Origin of the sequence: Rhizobium sp. B21/90, from assembly GCF_019355815.1 — a bacterium.
GTDB classification, from domain to species: domain Bacteria; phylum Pseudomonadota; class Alphaproteobacteria; order Rhizobiales; family Rhizobiaceae; genus Rhizobium; species Rhizobium rhododendri.
Genome location: NZ_CP072163.1, coordinates 474,601 through 489,474 on the forward strand (window position 1 = coordinate 474,601; position 14,874 = coordinate 489,474).

General features: G+C 56.9%; 9 protein-coding genes and 2 pseudogenes. 7 read left to right on the forward strand and 4 right to left on the reverse strand.

From position 1 onward, the window contains the following. Positions 1–486 precede the first annotated feature (486 nt). The 3 genes from J5278_RS20425 (at position 487) to J5278_RS20435 (ending at position 3,021) form a co-directional block, all read left to right on the forward strand. Positions 487–939 carry a transposase gene (locus J5278_RS20425; protein WP_142832485.1) on the forward strand — a complete coding sequence of 151 codons (453 nt, stop codon included), beginning with the start codon at positions 487–489 and terminating at the stop codon, positions 937–939. Further along, positions 936–1,289 carry an IS66 family insertion sequence element accessory protein TnpB gene (tnpB, locus tag J5278_RS20430; RefSeq protein ID WP_209207799.1) on the forward strand — a complete coding sequence of 118 codons (354 nt, stop codon included), beginning with the start codon at positions 936–938 and terminating at the stop codon, positions 1,287–1,289. The genes J5278_RS20425 and tnpB (J5278_RS20430) overlap by 4 nt, the downstream gene beginning before the upstream one ends. A gap of 61 nt (positions 1,290–1,350) precedes the next feature. Further along, complete coding sequence (locus J5278_RS20435) at positions 1,351–3,021, forward strand: IS66 family transposase (RefSeq protein WP_219258326.1); 1,671 nt, start codon at positions 1,351–1,353, stop codon at positions 3,019–3,021. A gap of 427 nt (positions 3,022–3,448) precedes the next feature. Here the strand turns inward: J5278_RS20435 and J5278_RS20440 are convergent, their stop codons facing one another. The 3 genes from J5278_RS20440 to J5278_RS20450 are packed head-to-tail and all read right to left on the reverse strand — an operon-like array spanning position 3,449 to position 6,675. Then, positions 3,449–3,679 (reverse strand): KTSC domain-containing protein, encoded by a 231-nt coding sequence (locus tag J5278_RS20440; RefSeq protein ID WP_307877486.1) that lies wholly within the window; start codon positions 3,677–3,679, stop codon positions 3,449–3,451. Then, positions 3,651–5,498, reverse strand: a complete 1,848-nt coding sequence (locus J5278_RS20445; RefSeq protein ID WP_219258936.1) for an ATP-binding protein — start codon at positions 5,496–5,498, stop codon at positions 3,651–3,653. The genes J5278_RS20440 and J5278_RS20445 overlap by 29 nt, the downstream gene beginning before the upstream one ends. Then, positions 5,485–6,675 (reverse strand): SIR2 family protein, encoded by a 1,191-nt coding sequence (locus tag J5278_RS20450; RefSeq protein ID WP_219258938.1) that lies wholly within the window; start codon positions 6,673–6,675, stop codon positions 5,485–5,487. Before J5278_RS20450 ends, J5278_RS20445 begins: the two co-directional genes overlap by 14 nt. A 204-nt stretch (positions 6,676–6,879) precedes the next feature. On the opposite strand from J5278_RS20450, the pseudogene J5278_RS20455 reads away from it, so the two are divergent. After that, positions 6,880–7,083 (forward strand): annotated as a pseudogene (locus J5278_RS20455) (transposase); the annotation flags it as partial. Between the two features lie 211 nt (positions 7,084–7,294). Beyond that, on the forward strand, positions 7,295–13,729 hold the full coding sequence (locus tag J5278_RS20460) for a dsDNA nuclease domain-containing protein (RefSeq protein ID WP_219258939.1): 6,435 nt from the start codon (positions 7,295–7,297) through the stop codon (positions 13,727–13,729). A gap of 48 nt (positions 13,730–13,777) precedes the next feature. On the opposite strand, the pseudogene J5278_RS31080 reads toward J5278_RS20460, so the two are convergent. Then, positions 13,778–13,969: pseudogene (locus tag J5278_RS31080) on the reverse strand (IS66 family transposase); the annotation flags it as partial. An 82-nt stretch (positions 13,970–14,051) separates the two neighbouring features. Here J5278_RS31080 and J5278_RS20465 point away from each other — a divergent pair. Then, the gene (locus J5278_RS20465; RefSeq protein WP_142832636.1) at positions 14,052–14,483 is read left to right on the forward strand and encodes a transposase; all 432 of its coding nucleotides are present in this window, start codon (positions 14,052–14,054) and stop codon (positions 14,481–14,483) included. Further along, entirely contained in the window at positions 14,480–14,830 is a 351-nt protein-coding gene (gene tnpB / locus J5278_RS20470; RefSeq protein WP_143122947.1) for an IS66 family insertion sequence element accessory protein TnpB, read from the forward strand. The genes J5278_RS20465 and tnpB (J5278_RS20470) overlap by 4 nt, the downstream gene beginning before the upstream one ends. Positions 14,831–14,874: the final 44 nt, after the last annotated feature.

The following is a 14,874-nucleotide window of genomic DNA, read 5'->3' on the forward strand; positions in this document are numbered from 1 at the left end:
TGCTTGGCGGCGAGAGCCCATAGTCCCCCGGTCGCAATTTATGAAGACCGGATCCGATATAGCGTACGGTGCCTAGTAGCCTCATTTTCTCGGTGTCTGTGAGAAAGTTGCGATCTGCGATCCTCCTATCAGGGCGATTACCTTCTCTTCGTCTACCCGTCATCACTCATTCCGCTTTAGCTGGAGCATGCTGCTACGCGATAGCCCCAAGCCTTTACAATATCCCGTACGATATCAGAGATGATTGCGTTGATATAGTTTTTTGGCGCGTCTCGTTGGTGCTATGTCCTCTGAAAAGGGGCGCCCACTTCGCTACAGAGAATTTTAAGGCGACGGCTGAGCTAATCATGCATTTTGCTGTTGAAAGAATCCAAACCGACGACACCGTTATTGGGATGTAAGCGCCGTCTCCGCCCCATTGGATTGGGTGTATTTTGAGGCTTGCTGCATATGCGAGAAGGTTTCCAGTTGTATCTGGAGATTTTCATGGCAGATGATGGATTTGTTGGTCGCTACGAAGTTGTCGAGCCGCGCCGCGGAAACCGGCGTTGGCCGGATGATGTGAAGGCGCGGATCGTGGCGGAAAGCTTTGAGCCTGGTGTTCGCGTTGTGGATGTCGCGCGCCGTCACGGCGTTATAGCAAACCAGCTTTCCGATTGGCGACGTCAGGTGCGCGACGGCATTCTGGTGCTGCCGTTTGCGGCGGCAACGACGCCGTCGGAGCACGATGGTATCGAGCCGGCATTCGTGCCTCTGGCAATCGCTGCGGATGCGCCTGAGCCTGTCAATCGGTTGCCGCTGCCGAAGCTGGCCTCCGACGGGCCGAAGGTGCAGGTTTTGACGTTGGAGATTGGCTCAGACGTTGTGATGCGGGTTCCGAACGATGTGCCCGTTGAACGGGTCGCCGCTCTGGTTCGCGCTGTGCGAGGAGCGCCATGATTGTCGCGGGCCAACGACTGCCGATCCTGATCGCAACGCGTCCGGTGGACTTCCGCTGTGGGCATCAGGCGCTGGCTCTGATGGTGCAGACCGAGTTGAAGCTCGATCCACATTCCGGGATTACGGTCATCTTCCGGTCGAAGCGCGGAGATCGTCTGAAGATCCTGGTGTGGGATGGCAGCGGAATGGTGTTAATATATAAAATTCTGGAACAAGGCAGCTTTGCTTGGCCCAAGGTTCAGGATGGAACGATGCGTCTTTCCAGGGGTCAGTATGAGGCCATGTTCGAAGGTCTGGACTGGCGACGGGTGATGGCGCAACGGGTGAGTGCGCCGTCTGCAGCGGGGTAAATTCTGGCGGCTCTCGCATTGTTTTATTTGGATTTTTGATGCCATTTTGCTATAAAGTGGCATGTCGCAATCCTTTGATCTCAGCTTGTATCCGGACCTTCCACCAGAGGTCGCCAAAGCCTTCGCGGAGATGCAGTTCGAGCTGTCGGTCGAGCGTGCAGCACGTCAGCACGAGCAGGCAGTTGTGGCCGAAAAGGATGTGTTCATCGCCGAGTTGAAGGAGCTGATCGAGACACTCGAGGGTCAGGTTCATGAATATCGGCGCGCGAAGTTCGGGCCGAAATCGGAAAAGCTTGATCCGGGGCAGATGGAACTGGCACTGGAAGACCTTGAAACGGCGATTGCCGAAACACAGGCGCGGATCGCCGCCGTCGAGAAGAAGATCGAAGCCAGCGCAATCAATCCTGGAGAGGTTGGCGATCCGGACAAGGCCGTTTCTCGCAAGGAGCGTAAGGCCCGTGCACTGCCTGAACACCTGCCTCGGGTCGAGCGCGTGATCGAGCCCGAGAGCATCGTTTGCCCCTGCGGTTGCGGCAACATGGTGCGGATCGGCGAGGATCGGACGGAACGGCTCGACCGGGTCCCGGCACGCTACGAGGTGATCGTCACGATCCGCCCGAAATACGCATGTCCCAAGGGGCGAACTGGCGTTGTCCAGGCCAAAGCGCCTGCACATTTGCTGGAAGGGAGCTGGCCGACCGAAGCCCTTCTGGCGGAGATTGCCGTCTCCAAGCATTCCGAACATATGCCGCTCAACCGGCAGGCCGAGGTCATGGCACGACACGGGGTGCCGATAGACCGCACGGTCCTGGCCGATTGGATGGGGCGCACGGGCAGCGAAATCCGGCCGGTGGTCGACCATATGGCTAAACAGCTCCTGTGGGACAGCACGCGGCTCTATGTCGATGAGACGACCGCCCCGGTTCTTGATCCGGGGCGAGGCAAGACGAAGACGGGTTATCTCTGGGCCGTGCTGCGTGACGACCGCGGCTGGAATGGCTCTGCGCCATCAGGCGTGGTGTTCCATTATCGGCCTGGGCGTAAAGGCGAATATGCCGCTGAAATCCTCGACGGGTTCAACGGCACGATCCAGGTCGATGCCTACGGTGGTTACTCTCACCTTGCCACGTCGGAGCGTGTGGGCGGCGATCCCTTGAAACTGGCTTTCTGTTGGGCACACGGGCGCAGAAAGCTGATCAAGGCCACGCCGAGGAGCGGATCACCCATCGTTGATGAGGCGCTCATTCGCATCGCCGCGCTCTACAAGATCGAAGACAGTATTCGAGGCAATGAGCCCGAACATCGTCGGGCAGTCCGACAGGAGTTGTCGCTCCCGCTGGTGGACAAGTTCTTCACATGGATCGCGGCTCAGGCTGCACGTGTCTCACGCAAGTCAGATCTTGGAAAAGCCTTGGCATACATGCTGACGCGGCAAGACGGCTTCAGATTGTTCTTAGACGACGGCCATGTCGATATTGACTCCAACCTGGTGGAAAACGCGATCCGTCGCCCGGCCATGAACCGCCGCAATGCGCTCTTCGCCGGCCACGATGAAGGGGGCCGAAATTGGGCCCGGTTTGCCAGCTTGATCGGCACATGTAAAATGAATGGAATTGAGCCTTACGCCTATCTGTGCGACCTCTTCACCCGCCTCGCAAACGGCCACCTCGCCAAAGACATCGATGCCCTAATGCCTTGGGCCTATGCCGCCCGCATCAAGTCCTCACAATGAGCTCGTCAGATACTCGTCGGTGAGCTCACATCCGGCCCCAAAGGCAATACTATCAAGCCGCTGCAACTGAAAAATCAATGGGGCGTGGACGCCGCATACATTGGGATAGAGATAACGTGCTTAAATTCCTCGACTGGGGGACCTGGTTTGTCTTACGCGGGACGGCTGATATGGGGCTGGAAGCGGAACGGCGGATACCATGTTAGCAACGCTGAAGAGCGGTCAGTTTTGCCGGGATCCGGCATCAATGTTATGAGGCACGCGGTCAATCTTGATAGCTGCGCCTACTAATTTGAGCTCAAGCTTAACCGGGAATCCGACGCGAAAGGCATATTTGTATCTGTCCGCCACGAGATACATAGTCTCATGGAACGCCCCTCGTCGTCATCGACTATTCTCTCTGCCCCAAACCGAGCTTGTGCATGCGCTACCCCACGCGGGAATAGGGATAAGCATTTCGAATGTTCGTGTTCAGGAACTGCCCTTTCGACGGAGCCTGCATAAGCTGCTCATATAAAAATACAGTTACGTTGTAATACTGGTAGATGGACCCGGACGTGAACTCGACTTCAAGCGTCTGGGTCGGCTCGTCATATCCGATTGACGCAACTGTGGTGGAGGCAACTGAATCACGCATCATCGGGCATCTGCTCCCCATCTTCTGGTGGAATCTGAACACGGTTTATCGCGAGCTGGTTCACGACTGCCGTGGTGCGCTGAGCTCTCCAAGATGCGACAACGCGGTCATAGCCTTCGGCTACCCGCCGCTTTCTCCAGGCCGAAGTAACCTGCGGGTCCGAGCTCCTGGGCAGGTGCTCCTGAGGCGGCAGGAAAACCCTTGTCCTAACCGGAAGTCGCGCCGCCTCCCCAGCGATGATCGCCTCGCCGGTCCTCAGCACTGGCAGAAGATCCATCAGCCCGGAAAGATTATCTGGCAGGGCACCCTTCACGCGGGCACGATCCGCAGGATTCGATAGTCTGAGGGCGATAAGAGTCCCGCACTGCGACAAGATGGTTTCGTCGATTTCAGAAGGTCTCTGAGAGACCACCATCGCGCCGACGCCGTATTTCCGGCCCTCTTTCGCGATCCTTCTGACAACGTCCGAGGCGACATTTCCCGCGTCCGGAGAGATGTACCGATGCGCCTCCTCCATGACGACGAGTAACGGCCGAAGGACTCCGCCCTCGGTCTTCTCTCGGCTCCAGAAAAGAGCTTCGTACACGATACGGAGTATCGAACCGATGAGCCGGACAAGGACGGCACTTGGAACGCCGGAAAGGTCGAGGATGGTCAACGGCTTGTCATGACCGAGCCAATCGGCCAGAAGCGTATCAAGATCCTGTTCAGCAATACCTTCGAGATCAGGCTCCCAGGGGCCTGGATGGAGGATGAAATCGAATCTTCGATCGAGAAGCCGGGACCGAAGCAAGTTTAGTTGCCTCCTGATGCCCTTCGCTGCTGCGTTCATAAAAGGCCCGGCGTTCCCCATGGCATGAGGAGTATAGATCGGTGGTTCGAGCACGTTGGCGTTACCTGCTGAAACAAGCGCGGGCTGATCCCTCTGCGGACCAGTGAACGTGGCAGTCTCGAAATCGATCAGGTCATACCATAACCGCCTGAGCGAGAACGGGACAGGGCTGTCCACCGTGAGGGATTGAGGCTGGAGTCCGGGAAGCGGCTGAGCGGCCAGCCGCTCGCTTTTAAGGTCCTGAATCTTGTCCGTGAAAGCGATCAGTTGGTTGTCGTTTAGTCCGCCCGCCACGAACTCGAGGAGTTCGCCAGCCTCGAGTGCCCAATACGGCACATATAAGGGGCTTTCACCGGGCTGCGGGGTCGTGCTGAAAATCTTTGCCACGTCGCCCAATGCCGACGCGTATTCTCCATGGATGTCCAACAGAAGGATTCGCGCCCCTGGCGATCCCGCCTCCCCGCCGTGGCCTATGATCGAGCGAAGGATGCTGGCGACGGTGGTCGACTTCCCGGATCCCGTGGATCCGAGGATCGCCGAATGTCTGGTGACCAGGGCGTCGAGCGAGAGCCTGACATCGATATTCTCAGCGCTGGACAACGTCCCGATCGCGACGTGGTTTTCGTCTTCGCCACCGTAGATGCGCCGGAGATCGGATTCAGTGACGATATGCACCGTGTCGTCGATGTTCGGATGCTGGCTGAGGCCACGTTCGAAATGATTTCCAATCGCCTCGCCTGCAAGTTCAACGCGCATCCAGCGACCGCCGTGGACGCCGCTCAGGCCCGTAGCAGCGGGGGCAGCCGATGCGCCAATTTCAGCGACGACGCCGAACAGGTCCTGATAGCCCAGCGGGATGCGGACGAAGCTTCCGACTTGGCCCACGCGATACGTGTGCCCACCGATGATCGCCATTCCAGACGCCAAGGATTCAGAAAGCCTCACCGTCACCGAAGAGCCGGAGACGGCTGTGACGAGTCCGAGGAAGCTGGGATCACTGGGCTTCATCGGCACCTGCCTCTTCCAGAACCTCGGCTACTGGAGCGCTGGCGGATTTCACGATGTCATTGGAGTACGAAAGGGCGAGGAACCTGCAGAAGGTTGCGAAATCTCCAAGTAAGAACATGGGGTCGCCCACTCCCCAGCGTTGTCCCCAAAAGCTGCTTCTGATTTCGCCCCAGTTCTTCGGCGGGTCGCCGGGCCTCCACTTCCCCGCGACACCGCTGATGACCGCCCCGTCGGCGGCATACACGGACACGTTCGGCCTATCGTAGGCAAGGCGGCACACAGGCTCTTCGTCGGCAAGGTTCATGAACTGGAAGGCGAAGACCGAGGTATTTGCATTCACGGCAAGCGCTTCATCCAGTACGGCGCAGATATGAGCGTCACGGAAGGAAAAGCCAGTGGTCAGCAGAAGCGTGTCCGGCATCATCAGGAACTGCTTCAACCTCTCGAACAGCGCCGCATACGGCTGCTTTTGCGTGAGGTCGTACTTCAGGTGGTCGGGATAAATTAGTTCGTTGTAGTCGTATCCACCGGAGCGCACGACCCGCCCATCCTCGACCCTCCACCCTAGTGAACCGTGTAGCTTCCACAGTCGCGCCCAGCGTGTAGGAAGATCGTCACCGGCCACTGTGACCGGATCAAAAAACGGCGCATGGCCGCCGCTAAATCCGTCGAAATATGGGACCTTCGCACGTTCGAATGCCGACTCGAAAAGGAGGTCGTAGTTCGTCGTGAAGAGCTCCACGGAATGGGGTCTCTGCGCCCCAGAAATCCAGGATACGAGTTCGTGGTAAGCGCACCTCTCGGCGGGCAGTCTGGCCCCCACGATGCCACCGATCGCGTTGCACACCTTCGCTCCAAGCGCTCGGTAGCCTTCCCCGTCCAATCCGTTCACAACAGCGGTACCGAGTGCTGTCTGGAAAAGTCTGATCCGTGACAGAATGCTCTCGATGTTGCCGCCACCGAGCTCGGCTCTGATGGCGTCGACGGCCACCTCGTCCCTACCAACAAGGCCTTTCAGCGCTTCCGTGGTGAGCTGCTCCACTCCAGGAATGAGAGCTAAACCGTCGGGGGAAAGCTTTCCGTTAGCGTCCACCCGAACCGACAGGGGTGCGCCTGCGCCTATCAGGATGCCAATCCGTTTTCGACCCTGCGACAGCACCTGGCGAAGGTCTGCCATGAAGCGATCCGGATTATGAATAGATTCCACGTGCGACTCACCGATCTCGAAGTCATCATTCATAATCGGATGACGATGTTTGTCTATCAGAGGTTGTTCAGACAATCATGAAATAATATAAGTTACCTAGGCCGCGCACTCGTAAACAGGGCCTGCAAATCAGCCTGATTTTGATTCATTGATGCCTTGATTTAAAGGCCTCTCATGACCCGTCGCTGGTTTGATCTCACCGATTTCGAGTGGTCTGGGATCCGGCCCTTATTGCCGAACAAGCCGCGTGGCGTGCCATGCGTTGACGACCGCCGAGTGATCAACGCTAGTTTGTGGCGTTTCCAGACAGGCTCACCCTGGGCAGACGTTCCGGACCGATATGGCCCATACACGACTTGCTACAATAGATTCGTTCGTGCCACACAATTTAGTCTCTGCCCACACACCGGGGCGTGCACAGTATCTGTGCAAATATCGCGCTGTTCGATTATTTCCCTCCGCGTTAGCCGCTTTGCATATTCTCTAATAAGGTAGCGTTGCTCTCACCTTGCATCTAGACTGCAGAGTGGGACACTCACCATCATGATCCTGCGTTGCATGTCCACGGATGAACCAGCAAGGGGCGAACTTGAAGGACGAAATTGACTTCCTTGGCGCGGTGGCCTCGAACGCTGGCGATGATTTCCACATACTTTGGGCGACCCGTGAGATGCTACGGCTGCTTGATGTTGACGGTGATGTAACTGCGGTCAAGGTCGAGGGGCCACCACAAGACGAAACACATGCGGCACTTGGCGAACACGGCCAAGCTGCTGACGTCACTCTGATACGCGGCTCTGCAGAAGAAGCTGCTTATCGCTACCTCCAACTGAAGCACTCGGCATCAAACCCAGGCGAAAGTTGGAATTGGTCGCGACTACTTACGCGTCGCGCAAAGACCAAGCCGCTGAGCAGTGTTCTGGGCAAACTCGCTGGACTGATGAAAGCTGTCCAGTTCAGGGGCGATTTCGCCATCGTTACCAATCAGCCTCTCTCTGCCACGGTGGCAAAGGATGTTACGCGCCTGATCACCAATGAGGCCAAACCTACCTCGGAAGATAGAGAACTGCTCAGCAAGCTTACCAAGGGGCTCGGACTGAGCCGCCCGCAAGTGGTGACATTTCTGAAGGCCTGGGATCTGACAGGTTTCGCATCGGCCTCGCGGCTTGTCATGGAAAGCGAAGTAATTCAACGCCTTGCCAGCATTGCCGATGCTGATGCACGCGACGATGCCAATCTCTTGCAGAAACGAGTTGCCACCCTGATGCTCCCCGAAAGCCGCAACGACCCGGCCGTAACGAGAGAAGTCCTGTCGGTCTGGTTGGGTGCGGGCAGCAGGGGTATGTTGTTTCCAGCCCCTTCACAGATCGAGCCGGCACAGCCGTACATGCACCGCGCGGTGATCGATTGTCTTGGTGAGAAACTAGCAGCACCTCAGTTAAAGCCACTGCGCGTTCATGCTGGAGGAGGCTGTGGTAAGACGAGCCTAATCTGGGATCTGCCTTCGGTTCTGCCAGCGGGATCGGAAACTTTCGTATACGATTGCTATGGCGGCGGCTTGTTTCTTGCGTCCGACCAGAAGCGCCACCTCCCCGAGCAAGCTTTTACCCAATTGGGCAATGAGCTTGCTGCGCGTCTCAGAACACCGCTGGTGCTGAGGCGCCAAGGAAGTATCGACGTGCTCGAAGCTTTTCGGAACCGCGTCATAGTGGCAGCCGACCTCATTAAACTTCGGGGCGCCGATGCCAAACTGGTGCTATGCTTTGACGCGGTTGACAATGCACGGGCAGGAGCGCGCCATTGGCACGATCCCTGCTTCCTGGACATGCTGACCCGAGTGTCGACTTGGCCCGAGAACGCCCGGATATTGGTGAGTTGTCGGACTGCGCGGCGCGATGAGGTCGGCGATAAACACTTGTTTGAAGATTTCCCCGTTCCAAATTTCGATGTAGATGAGGTTCGCAAGCTCGTCGCACTTTGGCAGCCAGAATGGCGTCCTGAACTTGCTGAAACCTTTGAGGACCTGACGGGTGGCAATCCACGCCGCCTTGTGTATGCGATAAAGGGGTTGCCGAGCGATGGTGAGGCGCAGGCGATCATGCGCCTCATGCCAAAAGCTGAGGGTATCAACCCACTATTCGAGCAGCGAGTCGGTGAAGCTGGAAAACATCTCGGCGACCCGGACAAGGTTTGGCACGTACTTGACGCGCTATCCCGGTTGCCTAGGCCCGTTCCGGGAGATGTTTTGGCTGACTTGGCAGGGCTTGCTCCTGCAGACATCGGCGATATTGCGACGGATGTGGGCGGCATCATCGAGCGTAAGGAAGGCTGGTCCTTTCATGATGAAGACTTCGAAGCTTTTGTCATCGAGCGCCCTGGCAATGATAGCCAAGCGTTACTCGCGCGCGCAGCCGATCTGCTCCTCGAGACCCGGCTTACAAATCGTTATGCCGCTACTAGCGTTGCGGAAGTGCTTGCGGCGGCCAACCGTCTTGAGGCGCTCTATTCGCTGGTGACCAAAGATGATGGGCCATCTGCCGTTCTTACCCCCCTTGAAACAGAGTTCGTCTGGTCCCGGCGACTCAGTCTTGCGATACGTTGTTGCCGTACCGCAGCCGACATCACTAACGCATGTAGCCTTCTCATTGCATCCGCAGAGGCTATCCGGCGCACCAACTTGCTGGAGAGCCTGACAGTCGGCAATCTTGACCTGTCAGTGCGCTTTGCTGCGGAAGAAGCGAATAGGCTGGTGATGGTCGGCCAAATCTATAGGGCAAAGCGCCCGCGGTTGAGGATTGAACTCGCCCGCATGGCAGCGCCGACGCTTCCCGAAACCGCAAAAATGCACCTCCGATGGTGGCACGCTCATATTGGCGAGCTACGTCAGGCCGACAGCCCAAACGGGTTCAAGGTAAGCGCTAGGGATATTGCGGCTGAATATGAAACCTATTCAGCGCTTTTCGGCGAGAAGGAAGCATTTGCTCGGCTCTTTGACTGGCGGCCCAAAGCGGCATTACAGCCGGTGTTTGAGGTTCTAGCCGCAAAGGCTGCCGGGCGGAGTTGCCACGCATTGCTTCAGGCGATCGACGCCCGTATGTGGCCACCGGTTGTACTTGCGCCATTGATGGCTGCTGCCTTACTCTCCGGTGCCGATATTGGTAGCATGGAGTTGCGTCGCGGTGTTGCGCGTTTAGCCAATGCAACGAGAGCCAGGTGGAGTAAGGAGGTTGAAACCGGGCTGTCGCACTCACCACTCCTTGCATGGCAAGAAGCCGTACTTTTGGTCTGTGAGCGCGCCATAGCTCATGAGGATCTCAAGCCCTTGGTGGCGCAAATTCTTGATCGTGCAATACCCAAGCCCGAATTCAGTGAAGCACATCACTTGTACCGGCTTCGTTCGGCCGGGGCACGCCACGCCCGTGCTTATGCGCTGCGTGAGCTAATCTCCGGAGTTACTGTTCCCGTTGCTGAGTGGCTGCCACCAAGGCGTGAAGAGCCGCCGCGCAGTGATCGCAGGTCAGGGCGACATCAGGAAAAATCACCCGAGCAGTATTGGAATGAGTCGCTTGCTGAAACACTGTCGGCTTTTTCAAGGTTCGTCGAGGCGGCGCGAATAACTTTAGCTTCGCTTGCTAAAGACCCGCTCGCTGCATGGGAAGCACTCGCTAAAGCGCTCGATGTATCGCGCGCCTATAACCAGTCGTCGCGCCGAGACCCTGATGCCGCGACGCTGCTAATGCGAAACCACATTATTCATACTGCAATCGTTGGCAGCAACGTTACAAGTCTCCTTCCTAGCATGCGCAAGATCTTGCAGGGATGGTCAGCGGACGACATCACCCGTGTAAAAGACCTGGCGGCTTCGCTGGCTTTGATGCCAACTACACATGATACGGTGCTGACACTGTTGACGGAAATTCAGGCCGAAATTGAAGCCGCACCGCTGCCTGCCTCCGAGCGGGTCAAACTATTTGGTGAATGCGCTCGCATTGCACTGCCACTGGATCCCGAGTTGGCGGAATGGCTGTTCGGCAAGGCTGTTGGGGCGACTGGCAGCGTGGACTTTGAAGCGCGCAGTGCGCTCGCAGCCGCTGGTAGCATCGCAAAAACCGGCCTTGGCGGTCTTCCGGCCGAACACGCTGTTTTTGCCGCACGCCTTGGCGACGCCGCAGGTGCAGTAGTTGAATCTCTTGCGTTAGGCGGTGACTTTGCCTGGGACGAGGTCGCCGGCTGGGTGACTGCAGCAAATCTACCAATGGGTTTAGTATCTGCTTCACGCTGGAATGACTGGGGAATCATACCTTTAAGCAGAAGTTTGCCGAAGGTGATTGCAGTGGCAGGCAATGAGTTATCGCTTGCACAGCGCACGGCGTTGGCAACGCTCGCGTCAGATGGTCCTATAGACGTTGACGTTGCATTTGGTGACGACACTAGGCTTCCCGATTGGATAGTAAGGCCAGCGTTGGAAGAGAGTTTGCGCGAAGGCGACATTGATTCGTTTCTAGCTTCATTCGATAAGCTTGAAAGTCTTGCTGATGTTGACGCCGACGCTGCACTCGCCGACGTACGGGGGCAACGCGACGTGCTCCATGGATGGCTTGAAAGCTACCGTGAGGATCAGTGCGCCTACGACGAGGATGAGCCGAAGGAACAAGACTCAGTAATTCTTTCCACCCGAGACGAGGTCCGCGTGGCGCTAGAGGCTGCGTTTCAAAATCGGACGGCAAGCGCGCACCAGCTTCGTCAAATCGCAGAGCGGCTAGGTAGCATCACACTTCGTGTGCCGTTTCTGAATATCGCGTTAGAGTTTGGGGGAGATGATGGAGGGTTCGGCAAGGCTATCCCAAAAATTCTCTACTCTTGGTCGATCTATCCGCCGGTAACGACTTGGATGCGTGAACGCTTTGCGTCGTATATCGTCGGCGCGCTGCGTCACCTATTCAGCTGGAATTACGAAGATACAGAGGTGCTAGAGGCGGCACTGGCAGCAACTGGGCTATCACCTCTAGCCCAAGCCGACGTTCTCCTCGAAGGTATTGAGCGGCAAGGAGAAAGGATTTCAGCAGATCTCCTGTATACGTTGACTGGGCTAATAGCGGCCCGAACGCCGGCGAAGGATCGTGCCGGATTGATCGACGCGCTTTTGTCAAGGGTAGAGGCCCGGACATCACATCCATCCATTGTTTGTCTTGCAGGTGTTGAGCCTCCACAAGACGTCGCAGAGTGCGTCGCAAGAACTCTGTTCGCTGCTATGGGTGACATGGATCGTCGGATACGTTGGCGTGCCTGTCACGCTGCACTTGTTCTGCTGCATGGGCGAGATCCTGCATGGGAGAAGCTGGTTGCATGCTTGACCAAAGACCATGAGGCGGTGTTCGCGGGGGCCCATTTTTACCGCTATGCTGCGCTTGAGCAGTTAATGCTTGTACTCCAGCGGGCGGCGCAGAAAAACGCGCGCGCAGTTGAAAGTCACGCGGCAACCATTCTTGAGATAATCGGGCGTGAGCCGCATGTCATCGTGCGTGAATTGGGGCGTGTGACATTGCTTGCTCTGGACGACGCAGGACTTGGGCGCCTTACCGAGATCGACCGTATTCTTGTTCAGCAGCTCAATCGCAGTCAATTGCCTCCGCGTGCTGCCCGTAAAAAATCTCCACGCCAAGCGCCCTACGGTGAAGAAAGTCGAGAACGTAAGTACGGCTTCGATCGCACGGACGCAATTCCTTACTGGTATGAGCCGGTCACCCGTTTGTTCGACATGCGGATGGATGCCTTTCTCGACCGGATGGAGCACTGGCTTTACGAAAAATGGAACCACGACGAAACGACAACCCACTGGGTCAAGGAACCACGTCTGCATCGTCTTCAAGACGCCCATGAGATGACATCGCGCAGACATGGTGCGCGTCCAACGATTGAGCGATTAAGCTACCATATTGAATGGCATGCGATGATGTGTGTGGTGGGCGAGCTGATAGTCGAAAAACCGCTTGCGGCAGGGCTCGATGATGATGCTCTCGGGGCGTGGCTTGAGGAGAATTTGCCAACGTTGATGCCCCATTGGTTGAGTGACTTGCGTAGTTCTCCCCCAATGGAGCCAAGATTCTGGGGCTTCGCTCCTGACGAAGTCCCCAAGCATAAAACCGCGCTGGCGGACCGCGTGGCCGCACCGTTGGCGTGGGGCTACAATCTGCTACCAGAAGTCTTCGACACAGAGGTCACCGCATTCGATGACTTCGTGGTGGCCGCCGATTTTACAATTCATTGGCGGGATGCTCTTCAGCATGTCACCATCCATTCGGCTCTTGTATCTCCCGAAACCGCGCATTCGCTAGCGCAGGCGTTGGCAAATACTCGCGACCACATGGATTTCGCACTGCCGGAAGGGCGTTACCACCACGAAATTCGAGTGGACGGATTTCAGCTTGAGACCTGGCTAGAAACACGTGAATTTGAGCCAAGGGGAGATAAGTTCGATGAACGCCGTGGTGCAATCTCCGGCATACCGGTCAAGCCAGTGGGTAACGCAGAACTTGAGAGCCTTTCTTTTGACCCCACTCGTGGAGTATGGAAAACTCACGAAACCGAAGAGGTGATTAGAATCGCGCAATGGGGGAGCGAAGGTGCCTCCAATGGTTATGGTTGGCGTGCGACGGCGGGCCGGGCCATGCTAGCCAGGCAGCTCGAACGGTCAGCTAGAAGCCTTATCATATTGGTCGAGATATCGCGCCAGATTCGCGACGACGAAGTCGATAAGAACAAGCGGCAGTGGATGCTCTACGTGCTAGATAATCGAGGTTTACTCGCAAGGGTTGCGCGTGAACGAAGGAGTCTCGGCCGGGTTCTTGTTCGCCGAGAAGGCCTTGATAAAAGCGTCGATACTCTCGGCCGGTGGATGCTTCATCAAGCCGCCGAAATGTACAAAAAACGTCAAACGGCCGGCGTGGAAGAGGTGGTTGCTCTCGACTCCGAAATCGCAAAGCTGTGTAGCGCTTTTCAGCGGAGGGATAGGAACAGCTTCTAGTAGCTGTGCTTGCCGAAATTTACCGAGCGGGAAATTTAGACTCGACAAACCGCCGCAGGCACAGACCAGGCTTTCCGGCTCGATCACCTCTTCGACACGAGGAAGATGCTTTGGAACGGAGCCGCGATTGATGGCGCGTGGCTTGGTGACTCTGCTCCCGACAGGAGCGTCTGCCTCATCCTCGGCATGGATTACTGCCATGGCCGTTTCCAGGTCTTCCAGTGCCAGATCGAACGTACGCATCCGAGCTGAACCGGATTGCGGATTTGAGTGATCGTGTGGATGCTCTGTCTATATAGACGGCAATATAGACGGTGCTTTCATGGACATCACAAGCGATCACTCGGGGCGTTTCAGCCGGATGGAGATTGTCGATAGCGGGCGTCGGCGGCGTTTCACGGATGAAGCGAAGCTGGCGATCGTGGCTGAGAGTTATGCTGGCCCGCGGCAGGTAACAGTCACGGCGCAGCGTCACGGGATCACGCGTTGGCAGTTGAATGCCTGGCGCAGGGCCGTGCGGGAAGGACGCCTTGTCCACCGCTCGACGAACGAGTTTGTTCCGGCGATTGTCGTTGCTGCCGAGCCTGTTTTTGCGAGCACGCCTCCTGCGGAAACTGTCGCGGTGCCGTCTCCCATCACCGACCGGGGTCGCATAGAGGTGGTGAGTGCGAACGGCCGGCGTGTGATCATGGGCCAGGATATCGATGTGGACGTTTTGCTACGGATCATGCGTGGTTTGGAGACATTGCGATGAATCCGTTTCCGATGGGGGCGGAGATCAAGGTGTGGCTGTCGACCGGACATACCGACATGCGGTGTGGCTTTCCATCCTTGGCCCTTCGGGTGCAGGAAGTTTTAAAGCATGATCCGCTGGGCGGTCATTTGTTCTGCTTCAGGGGCCGCCGCGGTGACCTGATAAAGTTGATCTGGCATGATGGCCAGGGCGCATGCCTGTTCACGAAAAAATTAGAACGCGGCCGGTTTATCTGGCCGAATGTGCAGGGTGGCGCGGTGGCGATCACACCGGCGCAGCTTTCCTATTTGCTCTCTGGAATTGACTGGCGAGCTCCTCAGGAAACTTGGCGTCCAACACGCGTTTGAGTTTCTTCATCATTGAATTTGTTGAAGAAATATGCTCTTATTCT